This window comes from Burkholderia sp. HI4860 (assembly GCF_002223045.2).
GTDB lineage: Bacteria > Pseudomonadota > Gammaproteobacteria > Burkholderiales > Burkholderiaceae > Burkholderia.
In genome coordinates, this window is the sequence record NZ_NKFO02000001.1 from 3,026,100 (window position 1) to 3,043,841 (window position 17,742).

14 protein-coding genes are annotated in these 17,742 nt (G+C 59.2%); all 14 read right to left on the minus strand.

What is annotated here, in order from left to right; all coding sequences use genetic code 11:
• Positions 1-10: 10 nt before the first annotated feature.
• Positions 11-1,315, minus strand: coding sequence for a type VI secretion system protein TssL, long form (gene tssL / locus CFB34_RS13435; protein WP_179243743.1), 1,305 nt, complete (start codon positions 1,313-1,315; stop codon positions 11-13).
• On the minus strand, positions 1,312-1,590 hold the full coding sequence (locus CFB34_RS13440) for a PAAR domain-containing protein (RefSeq protein ID WP_179243744.1): 279 nt from the start codon (positions 1,588-1,590) through the stop codon (positions 1,312-1,314). The genes tssL and CFB34_RS13440 overlap by 4 nt, the downstream gene beginning before the upstream one ends.
• 70 nt (positions 1,591-1,660) lie before the next feature.
• The gene (locus tag CFB34_RS13445; RefSeq protein ID WP_089442065.1) at positions 1,661-2,581 is read right to left on the minus strand and encodes a DUF6708 domain-containing protein; all 921 of its coding nucleotides are present in this window, start codon (positions 2,579-2,581) and stop codon (positions 1,661-1,663) included.
• Position 2,582: 1 nt separating this feature from the next.
• Positions 2,583-3,119 carry a hypothetical protein gene (locus CFB34_RS13450; protein ID WP_242808608.1) on the minus strand — a complete coding sequence of 179 codons (537 nt, stop codon included), beginning with the start codon at positions 3,117-3,119 and terminating at the stop codon, positions 2,583-2,585.
• Positions 3,120-3,286: 167 nt separating this feature from the next.
• Complete coding sequence (locus CFB34_RS13455) at positions 3,287-4,279, minus strand: IS5-like element ISBmu2 family transposase (RefSeq protein ID WP_006412423.1); 993 nt, start codon at positions 4,277-4,279, stop codon at positions 3,287-3,289.
• Between the two features lie 75 nt (positions 4,280-4,354).
• Positions 4,355-6,352, minus strand: a complete 1,998-nt coding sequence (locus CFB34_RS13460; protein WP_242808609.1) for a T6SS effector BTH_I2691 family protein — start codon at positions 6,350-6,352, stop codon at positions 4,355-4,357.
• Positions 6,349-7,200: a DUF4123 domain-containing protein gene (locus CFB34_RS13465; protein WP_089442064.1), complete on the minus strand. Its 852-nt coding sequence runs from the start codon at positions 7,198-7,200 to the stop codon at positions 6,349-6,351. The genes CFB34_RS13460 and CFB34_RS13465 overlap by 4 nt, the downstream gene beginning before the upstream one ends.
• Positions 7,201-7,207: 7 nt before the next feature.
• On the minus strand, positions 7,208-9,745 hold the full coding sequence (gene tssI / locus CFB34_RS13470; RefSeq protein ID WP_089442063.1) for a type VI secretion system Vgr family protein: 2,538 nt from the start codon (positions 9,743-9,745) through the stop codon (positions 7,208-7,210).
• 181 nt (positions 9,746-9,926) lie between these two features.
• Positions 9,927-11,273: a type VI secretion system baseplate subunit TssK gene (gene tssK / locus CFB34_RS13475; RefSeq protein ID WP_089442062.1), complete on the minus strand. Its 1,347-nt coding sequence runs from the start codon at positions 11,271-11,273 to the stop codon at positions 9,927-9,929.
• A gap of 31 nt (positions 11,274-11,304) precedes the next feature.
• Complete coding sequence (gene tssJ / locus CFB34_RS13480; RefSeq protein WP_089442061.1) at positions 11,305-11,808, minus strand: type VI secretion system lipoprotein TssJ; 504 nt, start codon at positions 11,806-11,808, stop codon at positions 11,305-11,307.
• 79 nt (positions 11,809-11,887) lie between these two features.
• Positions 11,888-12,373: an Hcp family type VI secretion system effector gene (locus CFB34_RS13485; RefSeq protein WP_089442060.1), complete on the minus strand. Its 486-nt coding sequence runs from the start codon at positions 12,371-12,373 to the stop codon at positions 11,888-11,890.
• A 92-nt stretch (positions 12,374-12,465) separates the two neighbouring features.
• A complete protein-coding gene (gene tssC, locus CFB34_RS13490) occupies positions 12,466-13,959 on the minus strand; it encodes a type VI secretion system contractile sheath large subunit (RefSeq protein WP_089442059.1) in 1,494 nt (497 codons plus the stop codon).
• Between the two features lie 27 nt (positions 13,960-13,986).
• A complete protein-coding gene (gene tssB / locus CFB34_RS13495) occupies positions 13,987-14,526 on the minus strand; it encodes a type VI secretion system contractile sheath small subunit (RefSeq protein WP_089442058.1) in 540 nt (179 codons plus the stop codon).
• A 36-nt stretch (positions 14,527-14,562) separates the two neighbouring features.
• Positions 14,563-17,244: a type VI secretion system ATPase TssH gene (tssH, locus tag CFB34_RS13500; protein WP_089442057.1), complete on the minus strand. Its 2,682-nt coding sequence runs from the start codon at positions 17,242-17,244 to the stop codon at positions 14,563-14,565.
• Between the last annotated feature and the right edge of the window lie 498 nt (positions 17,245-17,742).

Below are 17,742 nucleotides of genomic sequence, written 5' to 3' on the forward strand. Positions count from 1 at the left end.
CGGATCTGGCTTATCGTGCGACGTCGATTTCGACGCGCCGGTTTTGCGCGCGCCCCTGCGCGGTACGGTTGTCGCCGACAGGATCGGCCTCGCCCTTGCCGACGGCTTCGAGACGGTTTGCCGGCACCCCTGCGGCTTGCAGCATCTGCATGACCTGGATGGCTCGCTCTTCCGACAGCGCCTGATTCGATGCGAAATGACGGCTTCGAATCGGCGCGTTGTCCGTATAGCCGATAACCGTTACCTTGCCGGGCACTTTGGCGATCTCGGCCGCGATCTTCGAAATCAGCGGATTCATCGATGCCTGAACCGAAGCGCCACCGGGGCGGAACATCGCGTCACCGCGGAAGGTGACGGCGCTGTGGCGAGCGTCCTCGTCGACGCTGACGGTGCCGGCAGCGATTTCATCCTTGAGCAATTGCTTGAGATGCAGTTGCTGCGGCGGCTGCACAGGTGGCGGTGTCATGCGGGCGATGTCTGCAATCTGCTTCTGAACGTCCGCGCTACGACTGAACAGTTCGTATCTGAACCATCCGAAAAGACCAATCAGGGCCACCGATAAGACGGTCACGGTGATCCATACTGGAAAATCAGTGAACGACAGGCGCTTGCCTTTCGCAGTCGACCGCCAGTGGGGCGATAGCGTCAACGGAACGGGGTCGCGCTGAGACGCAATCACGTTGTAGAGCCGCTGACGAACCGCGTCATGCTTGCGCTTGCCATCGGTGACGCCACGGTAGCGCCCCAGAAAGCTAAAACTGAGAACCCGGTAAATCACTTCCAGCAGGTCCCGATGCTCGTGAGGATCCTCCAGCAATCGGCCGATTAGTAGGTAGACCTTGTCGCCGCCCTTGATATCTCCGTGGAACGTGATCGCAAGACCATCTGTCATCCATTCGATCGCCGATGATCCCTCCTTGCCCCAAGCAGATTGCGCTACCGCTTCGTCAAGCGCCGTGCACAGGCAGTAGCTCGCGCCGATCATGTGATCGCGACGAATATTGGCCTGTTCGCAAAGCCTCTCGAACACGCGGACTTCCTCCATGAGGAGCCTACGCAACAACACGATTGCGTCTTTCGACTCAAACGTTCCTGGCATGTCCGCCTGCGCACGCAGCAAGACGCGCGATGCCTCGAGTAACGGGTTTCTCGCGACTATGATCGCATTCAGTCGCTGCGACTCTCCTTCACCCAGCGGGATGAAGTAAGTCTTCAGATTTCGATCAGGGTCGACGGTATCGGCAAACGTTGGAGCATCGACGGGAATCGATACGTCCTGCTTCTGGCCACCCAGATATTTCGCACGATCCATCATCCAATCCTCGCAACGGTATTGCTGACTAGTGCACATCCACACTCGGTTCGATGTCCGTGCAAAGCCACGCGAATCCCACCAACCGCCAGCGTCGGATGAGCTTCGATAATCCTGTTCACTCCGTGCGGACGGCCATCCGGATAACGTTGCGGACAATCAACCAGATCGTGAAGTCGCGCGATAGGCTTGCCGTCAATCGTGTGCGTGGCGGAACCCGTAATGATCTGGCCTCCGTGATCGGTATCGTCACCTAGTACTGCGATGGGAAGGGACATGAAATCGCCTTTGGTCATTATTCAGCCATATTGGTACTTTTAAATTAATTATTTCGATGAAGCTATGCCTTCATATCGGCTCCATCGGAATTTTCTCGGGATTGCACGATGCATCGCGAAGATACGGATCAAAAGGATCCACCTGGCATGCAGACTCAACTTCAGCAGGCCATACCGGAATCTTGCTCGTGCGCATCACGAACCATCGGCCCAACGACGCTACAAAGAAAACTGGAAAAAGCAATATCTGGCCGAGAGGCTGACCATTTAGCGAAAAGAACATGTACCTGAGACCAACCCTGTATTTTTCGCGCCGCTCCGCAATATCGTGGCACCAGTAGACGTCGCGATAGACCGTGGCCGGACCTTCCTCCATGTATCGGCGGACGAACTCCCAACTGTGCTTCAACTGATCCACTAGCGTCGTGTCGCCTGGCAAAGCGAATGTCTCTCGTACTGTTTCCCCATCCTTGTCGAGGATATGGCCGCGAATATCCCAATTCTGTCGGCCTGCCGTTCGTTCACAACGTCCGAGGGTGAAAAATATTTCATCCCACTTAGCTTCCAGCACCGTTCCATTTCGGCGGAATACATACACCAGACGATTCCTATAATTAAATCTGATCGGGAAATGCGTCCACGAAAATGCCTCTTTTAGCAACAACCATACTATCAACGCCCAATATGGAATAGAAATGCCAAAAAATATCAAAATCGCACGAAACTCGATCCCAACCTTCACAAGAAGCGGAATGAAAAATGAATAAATTGGCACCATCAAACCAAACAAACAAATGGCCGCCATTGCCCCCCTATAAACAAACCAACGATCAACACACTCCAGATATTTTGAATTCATCGAAACAACTGAAATGTTATAAAACGGCACAACATCGACCCTCATTTTTTGTCTAAATTGATTAACCCTTTCCTCATCAGTCAACTTTCGATTGATGCGGTATTTTTTTGCATAGAGTCCCGTGTAGTCCATTTCACCCACCAGTCGCGACCGCCAAGTCGCTCATTTCTGCATCTACATTTTGATAGCGGTCTTTAGCCTCCAAGACACCCCAATAACAACGTTTCAACCACTTATCAATCTTGTCATCCTGCAAAAATGTAGCGACAACCCCTGATCCAATGAAAGCGATAATCGCAAATATCGCTCCAACTACTGACCCGGCAGCCAGTAGGGCCGCAGCAGCAAAACCCGACAAAGCTGACACGCCTAGAGCTACAGCCAACGGATAATTTCGCTGTTGAATGGCTTCCACAGCATTCTTCCCGTCCCAAAATGCGCTAATTCCAGCGGCCAAGATTCCCAGTGCCTTCGATGCAATCCCGAACAGACGCCCAGTCACCTCCAGCAGCACTGCCCGCCCTCTCTGCAAAGTCGTCTCAGCCAAACCGCCAGCAGCCCTCGCTATGGAGTCGGCCACCGTGGACCCCAACGCGATCACTGCGCTACCCAACCTGTACTGACTCTCTAGCATGTCGCCTTTCATCGAACCCGCCAGATCTTTCGACACCTTTTGATATGCAGCCCACTGAAAGAGTCCCGCTAGGGAAACGCTGATCAATGGACCAACTTCCGAAGTTGCAGGCGAGATGGCTTCAAATTTTCTGGATGACGAAGCGAATCGGCGCTCAATTCAGTGAATTTGGCGCGTAAGCGAGCCTCCCCTGCTCGCATTTTTCATACGCATGACGGACTGCTCCCATGGACCGATCGCAACAGATTTCGCGCAATCACCAGATTCGCCAGAGCGAACAGGCTGAACAGTTGCGCGGTGTTCTTGGCCAAGCCCTTGTATCGGGTCTTGCGATGCTGAAACAGATTCTTGACGATATGAAACGGATGCTCAACCCGCGAACGGATCTGCGCCTTGGTTCGCTCGAGCGCGATCACCAGGTCCTTCAGCGCTCCTTCTTGCATCGCCTTGATCTTTCCCCGCCTGGCAGCGACGTGCCACTTCACGGCCTTGCCCGCCATTTCCTCGCGCTTGTCGACGCCAATGTAGCCCGCGTCGGCGAACACCTGCTCTTCATGCCCGTGCAGCAGGGCATGAGCTTGCGATACATCCGACACGTTGGCCGCCGTGCCAACCACACTGTGAATCAGGCCCGAGTCGGCGTCGACGCCAATGTGGGCTTTCATGCCAAAGTGCCATTCGTTGCCCTTCTTCGTTTGATGCATTTCCGGGTCACGGCTCTTCCCGGCATTCTTGGTCGACGGCGGCGCTTCAATGATCGTCGCGTCAACCAGCGTGCCTTCCTTCATCATCAGCCCACGCTCGCACAGCGAGATGCCAATCTCGTCGAACAACTTCCGTGTCAGTTCGTGTTCGATCAGCAGGCGCCGGAACTTCAACAGCGTGGTTGCATCAGGCACGTTCTCGATCGCCAGATCGATGCCGGCGAAGGCTCGCAGCGTGATGCTGTCATACAGCGCGTCTTCCAGTCCTTCGTCCGACAGTCCGTACCACTGTTGCACGAAGTAGATTCGCAGCATCCGCTCAAGGCCAATCGGCGGGCGACCTCGCGTGCCCTTCGGATAGTGCGGTTCGATGGCCGACAGCAAGCGCTGCCACGGAACGACCTTCTCCATCTCTTCCAGGAAGCGTTGGCGCCTCGTCACTCGCTTCTTGCCTGCAATTTCCGCTTCCGCGAAGCCGATCTGCCTCTTCATCGTCGTGGGTCCGTTCCGTGAGCTGTCTTCTAAACGTCCTCGGCTACGTCTGCGATGACCGCCGAGCCGAATAAATCAGCGTTTCCCTAGCATGCTGCCAATAAACGGTATCGATTTACCCGCCGTTGCTACTCTCTGCGACAGGTTGATCTGCTCCCGCCAAGCCGACAAATTCAGTCTCTCGATCTCCTCGGCGGAACGAATCGAGTTCGCGAGCCATTTGGCCTGTTCGGTCTTGCTCAGTCCTTTGGGCACGCCTTTGATCGACTCGTCGTCGATCATCACCAGGAACTTCGACGAGACAACGGTACTCATCGGCTCACCCCGAATCTGGAGACGGCGCAAGGCGAGTGACACCTCTCTCTGGAGAGCATTTTTGCCAATATTCTTGATGCCCGATGATTGCAAGAGTTGGCGGATAAGCGACGCGCGATATGTCTTGTACGAGCCAGTCAACTCGACCGGCACGACCGCTCGACCGCTAACCACGCCGCACGCGACCAGGGCATGGCGGACAGGCCCATCCGCTCCACTTTGCAGCACCTGAGTGATTGACCCGCCGAGCGATGCCAGCAATTTACCCAGCACCTCCGGTGCCTGCTTGGTTACGCCATCGATGGAATTGTTGAACGCCAGCATCAGGCCGTCCCAGCCAACTGCCTGCCACGTGACCTCAGGCTTAAGGCTTTCCGAAAATTTCTTCTTGTTGCTTTCAAGATTCAGTACGATGCCGCGCAACACGATATTCTTGTCATCGGAAATCACACCGTTAAGCCAGCGCGCATACAACTGCGCGCAAGGCTTGAATTGCTCCGTGCCTTGGATGCACGCGGTGAGAACGCGAGCGTAGACGAGCCCAACTTCGGCCGAAGTGTCGTCGTGCGTGCACTCCAGATAGTTCCGCATCTGGTTGCTTGTCATCCACTGAACGTGAGACGCTGCCAAAGGATGCAGCGTCTCGTCGCGGAACCGACCATACTCTTTGTTGAACTCAACCTGCCATTTACCACGCGCATCTTCGTCGTAGTCGAGCGCATACTTCGCCCACGATTTCGATGAAACTTTGCGTAGATCCGCCACCGTGGTATCAGGAAGTTTCGGTGGGTTGGCCACGTAAGTGATACGCCCAAGCCCATCCGGAACGTAGTGTCCGTCTTGCTCGAGTTCGTCGGCCGCCACAATCTCATTCATCTCCGACCGATCGGCAACTGCACCCTGAAGGCTCAGAATTGCGGTAGAGACGTTCAATTTTCTCGATCGCTCGGCAACGGCCATAAAGCTGTCATGAAGCTCGATGGTTCGGGCGCCGATCTCTGCAGCCACACTTGCCGGATCATCGATGACCAGCATGGCCGCAGGTTGAGGCCCCAGTGACGACGCGGCGCGCAACAGGCCGTCAGTCGTCGATGCCCGAGAGTTGAACCCGTAGGGTGAAAAAGCAAAGGTTTCGACCTTTGCTTTCGGCGAATACTCCGCCACAACGGATGCCACATCGTTCAGGGTTTCGGCATGAGATGCCTTACGGCCTCCCATCCACTTTTTCACATCGAACACGCGCATGTGGCGACTACGATACCCCTCGTCCTGATGGAGTTGAAGCACGCGCATCGTCCACTCCGCATCGGAATAGCCAACCCAGATTCGCCTCGCGCTAGTCGGGTTTTTTACCGTAATGCAGGCCGCAATTTCCCGATGCCCTGCCTTGTCGCAAGGTTGACGGCCCACGGCATAAGCACCATTCAACGGCACCCCTACCGGCACCTTCATCAGATAGCCATGCTTGGTAATCCAGTACTTCTCCCACACCCCGCGTTCGTCGTACACATATAGGAAGCCACTGCGCAATGTCCGGCCCGTATAGGCGGCCGCTCCTTTCAACGGAATACTCTTTCCCCCACCACTATCGACGGGATGCATATTGTCACGCAGCTTTGGTGCGCCAGAGCCGGGATGCATGACTGCTGCGCGAATCGGGAGAATTGCAAGGCCTGATTTTCGGCAAAACTCGCAGTCATCCAATGCAGTCTCTTTTGCCTTAGCCAATGATGTCGATGAAGAGCTTGCGTTGGTCACGCTTCCTCCTGTTTCTTGTTAAGCCGTTCAATGTCCGAGACTAAGTTGTTCCATTCTTTCTCCGAGAACAATGCCGTGGCTTGCGCGTAGAGTCCGGGCGTTGCGACCGCATCTCGGAGATGAGCCACGAGCTTCGGGTGGTTGCTGAAATCGCCGCCGAGAAGGCATCCGTGCCGTGCAAAAGCCACGCAGTCGTGCCCATTCACCAGACCGAACTCGCTCTGAGCTACGCCCAGCCATTGATTTATCTCCTGACTACGGCGCCACGTTTGCTTTATGTCGAGCGGCTTCGGCATTGTCGCGAGCACGTCATTGACCAGTCCCACGTTGGTCAACGCAATCGATTGGAATTCGTCGAGCTTATCCCACCGGGCTTCCGGTCGGCCCCCGAACTCAAGTTCATACCAGAATCCCTGGAAGGGCACCCACCAGCGACTCACACCGTCGCAAAGCGAGGCAAGATGTGGAAGTGGCAACACCCACAGCAGATGAACGAATACAGCAGGGTCCGCAAAGCGCAGCAGCGCACGCGAGTCATCGTCCAATGTGATGACGACGTGGCGAGCCAATTGACGCACTTGGGCCTCGGTACTCAATTCGCTACAGATCAACATCGCCGCCCCGATCTCTGTAGAGTCACTGATCAGATACTGCTCGACCCGTTCACGCTGGGTATCATCAAGTTCCTTGAGGGGAAGCACTACCGGGAGCAAATGGCGTTCATTTGCAAGCCAGTCAGGCACGACATCATGCCAAGGCAAATCTTCCGCCCAATCCTGAATTAGGAGACGATCAGCGAGCAGATGCGTACTGACCGACATCGCATCGGAAAGTGAGTAGCTTTGCATGCGTCCCTCACGAAAGCGGTACGATCGCCGCATGCTGAGCCGCCGCTTTGACCGTACTCAACTCACAGACCTTTAGTTCGGCGGCCGGCACATCTCCCGGAGAACTTTTCGGCCCCGGCATCTGGTGAGTGGCGGCATAGGACTGCCACTGCCCCGGCGTTCCGTTGGTAATACCAGAATGATTGAGCGTGATGAAGCTCGTCCCGCCACGTAGCGATAGTTCCTCTTCGGCCCAGATTTCAATCCGCGTCGCGGTCTGCCGGATCCTGATTTTCGCCATCAGATTAATGGCGTCCTTGAGGGCTTCGATGTTGATTGAGCCAGCGCCGGCAATAAGCTTGATCCCCGCCTCGTAGACAAATATCCGCAATTTTTCTTTGACGGTTGCAAACAGCGAACGTCCAGTCGCAATGCCAAGATGTTCGCCCGTCGTCAACGCCAAGTGCTCACCGCTTGCGACGTGCGTGCTCCCCGCTGTCGTTGTCTGGATACCGACCGGACTGGCAAGCGTCAGGTGTGGCTCGCCAAACTCCGGAAACGGGGCATCGTCTGACGTTGCCCCACCTCGTATCGCATCGTTCTGGACCCTCAACGCGACCGTGACCTCACTTTGATCGCCGTTTGTGTCCTGCGCCAAGTTTTGCTGAGCCAGTTCGGCTAAACGTTCGTGGGTGTCGCGCGCGTCCGTGAGTCGCTGGACCGTCTCACCCATATCCTTGACATGTCCCTGAGTATCCGGCCGCGCCTCGGTCGTAATCAGCATTCCCATCGCCGAGCGCACCACGCCCCACAGACTCGTGACCAACTCGAAGCCACGACCACGCTCGTCCTGCCGCCCGGCGTTACCCGCAATACGCGTGATATAGCCCAGATTCAACTGCGAACTGCCTTCGTCGCTCGACAGATGCGTCTGAATCTTCCCGTTCGTATCGTCGAAGGCGAGCGTGTTCGCGCGACGATCGCCGATTTCCCTGCTGCGATAGCCCGCCAGCGCCTGGTTCTCCGGCAACGCAAACGGCGGCATGTTGAAAGCGTTGGTCGCACTACCCACGATGATCGGCAAATCCGGATCGCCGTTGACGAAAGCGACTTCGACCTCATGCCCTCGGCGCGGCAGAAAGATTCCACCGAACTGGTCGCCGCGCCACGCACCCGCCACGCGCACCCAGCAACTTGAACGCTCGTCGTTATTTCCCAGCCGATCCCATAGAAACTGCAGCTTCACCCGGCCATAGGCATCGGTCCAGATTTCCTGATTCTCGGGGCACGTCACAACGGCATACTCGACGCCGTTCATCCGCGGCTTCGCGATCGTACGCAACAGCCGGAATGGCTCGTTGGTCGGCTGCAGCGTGAAATCCGCTTCGCAGCGGTAACGCTGCCCGGAACCTGACGCTTCGCCGATATCCTCGATCACCAGCATGCTGCCAATGACGGCGTACTCGCGGTTGGCCGCGCCCTGCGGATAGTGCGACAACACGAACGTCCGACCTGCGACCATGCCGCGTAGGTTGCCTTTGCCGCGAGCCCTCAAGCCTTGGCAGCGCCACGCCTGCATCTGCACCAGCGTCAGATACTCCGCCTCCGTGCGCGGCTCGTTATGGTCGCCTGAGAGGCCGACCGCGCCAGCTTGAGGCTGCGCGTAATCCCCCCACGAGTACTGCTCCTGATGGGCGAGCCCGGTGTCGCGCGGGTCTTCGCGCATCACTTTGAGGTTCGCGCGCGGCAACGTGTAGTCGTAGTCGACACTCGTCACTGCGCCTGTGGTCAACGCATGCGAAACCGATAGCTCGTGAATGTGTTCCTCGTCGATCCGACGACTGGTCGGCGGTTCATAGCGCAGCGCGGCGTAAGCATCACTCAGCGGTTTGAGAGCCCCCATCGAGTCGCAAAGCACGAGCCGATGCTTACCTTCGTCATGCTCGAAGAAATAATAAATACCCCATTCTTCCCACAGGCGCTGCAGGAACGTCCAATCGCTTTCGAGGTGCTGGCGTTGAATATCCCGTTTCGGCCATACCTTGTTCGGCCGCGGAGTCGTGATTCGTTTTTCGACCGGAAACGGGTATACCGAGAGCACCGCATCGGTGATCTCTACGACGGACATATCCTGAAAGATGCGGCAATCGCAATTCTTGGTCGCATGCCACAGCCACGGTCGGAGCGTGAGCTCATAGACAATCGACCGTCCGTCTTCACGCACGATCGTCGCGTGGCTGACAACACCAGTGATCTCGCGCATGCCAGCACCGACGTTCGCCATTCCGGCGGCACCGGCTAGACCCGGAATGAAACGCCCTTTTCCCTCGAGCTGGATCGATACGGTCACTTCCGTGCCAATCAGCGCATCAAGATTGACGTTCGCAGCGATGCTCTGCGAAAACCCGAGCGAATCCGGCGTTTTCAGTTCGAGCGTGTACTCGAACAATTCTCCGATGATTTCGCCGCCGGTCAGCTTCATCGGAGTGAGGATCGACTGTCCGCCGTACATCGGCAGCGCAGCGCCGGAAACCGACAACGTCCGTGGTACATCAAGCAAAGCCATTCCGGTATCTCCGTTGAATCGATCGGATCACTGATCGTCTTTCATGTATTCGAGATGTGACGGATGTCCTACCTTACTTCCAACCATTTACGCGAAAGCAACCCGACAATATCGCCAGGAAAATCAAATAGGTGATCGTTACCGCAGCCTTCTTGAACATATATCCTCACTTAAGTCGCGCTTATGCGCGTACGCCCCACAATTCGAGCTTGAGAGACGGAAACTCCCCCGCGACGTGCAGCGCAACACCGCCATGCCGCACCACCTCCTCCCACAGCGCCCCGCCCTGCATCAACTCGTAATAGATATATCCGGCGTTGAACGGAATCTGCCGCGGCGGCACCGGCAGGAGTTGCATGCCGATACCCGGCAAATGACTGCGCACCAGGCTCGGCAGTTTCTCCGACGGCCCCGCCTTCGCCTGCGCGAGAAACTGCTGACGCAGCGCATCGGGCGGCATCGCCGCATGCACGGCCAGCACCAGCGATGCAAAGCCCTGCATATCCACCGGATCGACCACAGCATTGCGCATGCCATGCCCCTGATCCTCGAGCACGATGCTCTGCGCGCTTCGCACCAGTACGGCGTTGAGCAGCCGATGCGTGTCGTCGACTACCGGCTTCAGACAGAGATGCGGCGTCGTATGCTGATAAGGCGGATGCGTATCGAGCGGGCGACGCGTGTCTGTACGCAGATGGGTCGACAACTCACCGGCCATCGCGATCAGCAACGTGTACACATCGGCAGGCGACGTGGTCGGCACGCGCAGCATGTGCTGCAGCAACGGCTCGTATCGATTCAGGATCTGCAACAACAGATAATCCGTGACCGTCGCCGCACTCGCGGTGGTGTCATCGGTACCCGCCAGCCGTTGCGACAACGCATTCGCGCGCAGGTGGGCGAGATCGTGGATTTTCGTGACCCAGCTCGTCAGCAGATTGCTCACCCCGTAGCCGGACACGGGCGGCACGATCGTGTCGTCCAGTTCGATGCTGCCGTCCGCGCGGATGGTCTTCACACACGTCAGCGCAAGGCCGATCCACGCGTCGCCCAGCTCCTTCTCGGGAACAAGGCGCAGCCGCAGGTTCGACAACTGCACGGATTCGGGTGCCAGCCCGACTGAATTCGAATCGCGCAGCTCGGTATCGAACACCTGATAGCGCGCCATCGAATCCGCCGTGTTGGCGAACGTCGTTTCCTCGCAGTTCGGCAAGCGCACCGGCACCGCCAGATAGATCACCTGGTCGAGGTGTTCGGGACGGATCGTCAACGGCGGCGGCAGCGGCGTATTGCCCGGCGCATCGAACGGCGTGCCGTCGGCGAACACGCCGGCGGCCGACTTGACAATCACCTTCCCGAGCGCGAGCGACTCCAGATCGAGCCCGTAATGCGCGAAGCCGAAGAAAAACGGCGACAGCGGCGCCGCACGCATGTGTGCGTACTTCTCGAAGTAGCGTTCCTGTTGCTGGAACAGTTGCGGTCTGAAGAACAACCCTTCCTGCCAGGCGACCTTGGCATACCAGCTCATACGTATCGTCCGTTGTGTTGCGCGACGTGTATCATTTCTTCTTCACTTCGTCGATCCTGACGGCCTTGGCCTCGAGATCGACAGTCAGTTTCAGCTTCGGTGTCAAGCGGTACCACGCCTTGTCGGGCGCGGCCGGCATCGTGTAGACGGACCGCCACACCGCGTTCGGCAAGTCGCGGTAGGCCGCGATCACACCGATGGCGGTCGTTTCCGGATCGGGCCGCCGGACGACCTTTCGTTGCTCGCCGGGCCGCAGCTGGAACTCGTCGCGCTTGACGACGTCGTCGGCCAGCACCGTCTTCTCCTGTTTCTCAAGCGTGAAGAAATCCGCCGCCTCGAATGCGTTGTCGTTCTTCAGCTCGTAGATGCGCACCACGATCGGCGCTGCGCGTCCGCGATCGTCCGGATTGACGTCGGATGCCGCCTTGACGGCCAGTTCGAGCCGAACCGGCTCCTTCGGCTTCGGTTCACCGCTCGCGCAGGCCGAGAGCAGCACGACACCGGCGAGCGACGCGGCAGTCAGAATCGAACGCATGCAGAATTCACCTCGATGAAGCGCGAAACGCGCCGCGCGCGGCGAGCACGAATGCTCGGCCGCGCGCGGCGCTTCGCACTTACGCTTCCTTGTTGCCCTTGATGTCGAAGCTCGCCGTGACGGCACCGCCGCTGCCGCCCTGTGCGTTCTGCACGACGTACTCCTGCTTGACCTTCGAGAACGACAGCGACACCGTCTCGCGGCTCTTCTCTTCACCGGCCTTGCTGCCGGACGGCTTCACGCGCGTGACGATCACGTCGCTCATCGTGAGCTTCAGGTACTCGAGCGGGTTGCCGCCGGCCTTGCGCATCACCAGCACGGCCTGGTCGATGTGCTTGCCCGTCAGCGCGTACTTCATCAGGTTCGGGCTCGCACGGTCGATGTTGTGTTCGAACGTGAGATCCTTGACCGTTGCCTTCCCGGCACCGCCGCCGCTGCCCGAGTGCATCGACGACTCCTGCTGGATATCCCATTCCCAGTTCAGGATCTCGATTTCGTCCTTGTGCTTGTCGTCGAGCGATTCACCGTTGATGCCGTCGATCTTCAGAAAAATATCCTGCGCCATGTGTAGTACTCCTTTTATTTAACGATTTGAAACTGGCCGGGCGTCGATCGCCAAAGCAAGCCGATGTCCGGCCCTGCGGACCTACCGGGTGGTCAAGCGGCTTCCTTGATCGACGGCAGCTTCGTCACGAGCCGCAGCGAAACGGTCAGCCCTTCGAGCTGGAAGTGCGGGCGCAGGAAGAACTTCGCCTGGTAATAGCCGGGATTGCCTTCCACGTCCTCGACGAGCACCTCGGCCGCCGCGAGCGGCCGGCGCGCCTTCGTGTCCTGCGACGAGTTCGCCGGGTCGGCGTCGACGTAATGCATGATCCATTCGTTGAGCCAGCGCTGCATGTCCTCGCGCTCCTTGAACGCGCCGATCTTGTCGCGCACGATGCACTTCAGGTAATGCGCGAAGCGCGAGCACGCGAACAGATACGGCAGGCGCGCCGACAGGTTCGCATTGGCCGTTGCGTCGGGATCGTGATACTCGGCCGGCTTCTGCAGCGACTGGGCGCCGATGAAGGTCGCGTGATCGGTGTTCTTGCGATGCACGAGCGGGATGAAGCCGTTCTTCGACAGCTCGGCCTCGCGACGATCCGAGATCGCGATCTCGGTCGGGCACTTCATGTCGATCCCGCCGTCGTCCGTCGGGAACGTGTGGCACGGCAGGTTCTCGACCGTGCCGCCGGATTCGACGCCGCGGATCAGCGAGCACCAGCCGTACTGCTTGAACGAGCGGTTGATGTTGACGCCCATCGCGTAGGCCGCGTTGGCCCAGCCGTAGCGGCTGTGGTTCGAGCCGTTGGTGTCTTCCTCGAAATCGAACTGGTCGACCGGATTGGTCTTCGCGCCATACGGCAGGCGCGCCAGGAAGCGCGGCATCGCGAGCCCGACGTAGCGCGCATCCTCGGTATTGCGCAGCGAATTCCACGCCGTGTATTCGAGGTTCTGCGTGAAGATCTTCGTCAGGTCGCGCGGGTTGGCCAGTTCCTGCCAGGACTCCATCTGCAGCACCGACGGAGCCGCACCGGTCACGAACGGCGTGTGCGACGCCGCCGCCACCTTCGCGATCGAGCCCAGCAGGTCGACGTCCGGTGGCGTATGGTCGAAGTAGTAGTCGGCCACGATGCAGCCGTACGGCTCACCGCCGAGCTGACCGTATTCCTGCTCGTAGATCTGCTTGAAGAGCGGGCTCTGGTCCCATGCCAGTCCCTTGTAGCGACGCATCGAGCGATGCAGCTCGGCTTTCGAGACGTCCATCACGCGGATCTTCAGGTGTTCGTCCGTCTCGGTGTTCGACACGAGGTGGTTCAGGCCGCGCCACGCGGATTCGAGCGCCTGGTAGTCGTCGTGATGCAGGATCAGGTTGATCTGCTCGGAAAGCTTGTGATCGATCTGCGCGATGATGGCCGCGATGCTCTTGTAGGCATCGTCGCTGATCGTGATCGATTGCGTGAGCGCCTGCTCCGCGAGCGTCTGCACCGCATGTTCGACCGCCGCGCGGGCCTGGTCCGTCTTCGGCCGGAATTCCCGCTCGAGCAACTGCGTAAAGTCGGACTGGGTGGTCGCCTGAGCCTCGACGGCCTGTGCTTGTTGTTTTGCCATGATGGTCATCCTCGATCGGTTGGTCGGTCAGCTCGCGTCGCCCGAATCGGCCGCGCCTGCTTCGTGCCGCTCGGGCCGCGGTGCCGCGGCCAGCGACTTCAGCAGGGCCGGATCCTGCAGCAACTGGGTGACGAGCGCCTCCGCCCCCGACTTGCCGTCCATGTACGTCTGCAGGTTCGCGAGTTGCGTACGCGCCTGAAGCAGGCGGCGCAGCGGCTCGACCTTGTCGGCGATCGCGGCCGGCGAGAAGTCCTCCATGCTTTCGAAGGTCATGTCGACCATCATCTGGCCTTCGCCCGTCAGCGTATTCGGCACGGCGAACGCAACGCGCGGACGGATCGCCTTCATGCGCTCGTCGAAGTTGTCGATATCGATTTCCAGGAACTGACGATCCGACACCGCGGGCAGCGGTTCGACCGGATGCTTGCCGGACAGGTCGGCGAGCACGCCCATCACGAACGGAAGCTCGATTTTCTTCTCCGAGCCATACACTTCGACGTCGTATTCGATCTGCACGCGCGGCGCACGATTGCGCGCGATGAATTTCTGCGAACTGCTAGCGGACATGAACAGTCTCCTGACAGTGGTTGACGGATGTCGAGCTCAACGGCACGGCTCGACAAGATGAGAAGGGGTCGCCTCGAACGTCAGCGCCCGGGCTGGCGGTGCGGAGGCATCGGTCATGCCGATCGCGATGTGTGTGAGCGGCGCGCGTGATGCGAACGCGTCGAGCCAGAGCGCGGAAAGGCGCGGCAGCACGTGTTGTTCGATGAAGCCGATGAGCACGCGCGCGCCGGTTTCCTGAACCAGGCAACGGCCGACGATGTAGTTCACGACCGAGTCGTCGTAGACAAGCGCGATGTCGTGACCGTCCGCCATGCGTTTCACGACGCGGTCCAGATGCAGGCGCACGATGCTGGCAAGCGCGTCGTCGGCAAGCGGCCGATACGGCACGACCGTCACACGCCCGATGAACGCCGCCGGAAATGCCTTCAGCAATTCCGGGGCAAGCGCGGCCCGCAGGCCGTCGAGATCGGGTGACAGTGCCGGATCCGCGCAAAGGCTCGCGCTCAGGTCGGCGCCGACGTTGCTCGTCAGCAGGATGGTGGTATTACGGAAATCGATATGACGGCCGTCGCCGTCTTCCATGTATCCCTTGTCGAACACCTGGAAGAACATTTCGTGCACGTCGGGATGCGCCTTCTCGATCTCGTCGAGCAGCACGACCGCGTAGGGGCGACGGCGCACCGCTTCGGTCAGCACACCGCCCTCGCCGTAGCCGACATAACCGGGCGGCGCGCCTTTCAGGCCCGACACGGTGTGCGACTCCTGATACTCGCTCATGTTGATCGTGATCAGGTTTTGTTCGCCCCCGTACAGCGCTTCGGCAAGCGCCAGCGCGGTTTCTGTCTTGCCGACACCGGACGGGCCGGCCAGCAGAAACACGCCCAGCGGCTTCTTCGGGTCGGTCAGGCCCGAGCGCGCGGTCTGCACGCGCTCGCCGATCAGGTGCAGCGCGTCGCGCTGCCCGATCACGCGGGTGCCCAGCGTTTCCGGCAAGCGGCGAACGGCGGCGATCTCGTCGGTGACCATGCGGCCGACCGGAATGCCCGTCCAGTCCGAGACGATTTCGGCGACGATGGATTCGTCGACCTCGGGGAAAACGAGCGGCACGTCGCCCTGAAGCGCGGCCAGCGTTCGTTCGAGTTCGCGCAGCCGGTCGACCGATACCGGCGAATCTTCTGCGTTCGCGATCGCGGCTTCCCGTCCGGCGAGCAACGCCTGAGCGGCCGATACCTGTTCGCGCCAGCGATCCGCGATCACCGCCTCCTCCGTCGCCAGCACGTCAATGCGCATACGCACGCGATTCAACGCCTTTTCCGCGTCGAGACCGATACGGGCCTCCTGCACCAGCAGCGTTTCTTCGGCACGCGCGGCCGCCAGGCGTTGGCGCACGTCGTCGAGTTCGCGAGGCGTCGCGTGCTGCGACAGTGCGACGCGCGCACACGCAGTGTCGAGCAGGCTGATCGCCTTGTCGGGCAACTGACGGGACGGAATATAGCGATGCGACAGCGTCACTGCGGCACGGATCGATTCGTCCCGTACGACGACGCCGTGATGCGACGAGAATGTCGGCACGAGCCCGCGCACCATGTCGGTCGCGGCCGCCTCGGACGGCTCCGCGACCTGCAATACCTGGAAGCGCCGGGTCAGCGCCGGATCCTTCTCGATATGCCGCTTGTATTCGGCCCAGGTCGTCGCACCGATCGTACGGATCGTGCCGCGTGCAAGGGCCGGCTTCAGGAGGTTGGCCGCATCGCCGGTGCCGGCCTGCCCGCCCGCGCCGATCAGCGTATGGATCTCGTCGACGAACAGGATGACGGGCGCCACCGATCGTGCCGCAGCCTCGAGCACGCCCTTCAGGCGAGCCTCGAACTCCCCCTTCATGCTCGCTCCGGCCAGCAACGCGCCGACATCGAGGCTCAGCAACCGTACGTCCGCAAGATTCGGCGGCACGTTGCCCGATGCGATCGCACGCGCCAGTCCCTCCACCACGGCCGTCTTGCCGACCCCGGCCTCGCCGGTGACCAGCGGATTGTTCTGTCGCCGACGCAGCAGCACGTCGATCATGGTGCGGATTTCAAGCTCGCGGCCGATAACGGGATCGATTTCGCCGGCGCGGGCCCGCGCGGTGAGGTCCAGGCAATACTGCTCGAGGGAGTTGCCCTTCGACGCGACCGAAAGCGCACCGGAGGTCTCACCCGGCAGCGCCGGCGCGAGTTCACTGTGATCGTACGGCCCGTCGGCGGCTTCCGGTGATCCGTCGATCCAGGCCGGAAGCACGTCGCCCAGACCTTCGACCGGAATCTTGCCGAACCCCGGTGAGATCGCGAGGAGCACGCGCCGCAGCTCGGGTGTCGAGACAAGCGCCGCAATCAGCCACGCACCGCGCACGCGGCGGTCACCATGACCGAGCGTTGCCAGCACCCAGCCGCGCTCGATGGCCGCTTCGATATGCCAGGAAAAATCGCTGATCGAACTCGCGCCGGCCGGCAACGCAGCCAGCGCCCGCGCAAGATCACGTTCGAGCGCGTCGCGATCGATCTCCGCATGGCGCACGATCCGCTGCAGGTCGCCGTCCGGCTGCTGGAGCAGCTGGTGCAGCCAATGGACGAGCTCGACGAACGGGTTCCCACGCAGTTTGCAGAAACTCGTTGCCGACTCGATTCCCCGGTAAAGCTCGACCCCGAGCTTACCGAACAAGGTCTGGCGTGAAATGTTCATGGTGGTCTTGTTTTGTTTGTTAGCGTGTCGCGAACGAATCCGTCTGCACAATAAGGAATCCTCTATTGATTCCATGCCAGACGAGACATCAAACGCTCGATACACACTTCTCTCTCCGGTTCGAAAAAGACGGCCACTCGAATCAGGAGCCGCATTATCGACACGAAACAACAATTACGTCAACGCATTAATTTCAGCATCGATATCGAATAAAGAATTAGGACAAGTCTTATATTTATTCACGTCGAAATTCGCGCAAACACGCCCGACACCCCGCACAAAATCCGCGAACACCCCATCAAGCACCCACACGCAAGCCATTGTTATTTCGAGATAAATACAGGCATACCATGACCATCAATGCAAACAAACAACCCTATCTTTTTGATTGAAATGAGATTTCAATTTAACCGTTGCAATTTTTGACAATCAATTCCCAAACTCATCTCCCTACATTTATTGTCCGAGCGCTTTTTTGAGATGAAAGATTCATCGATA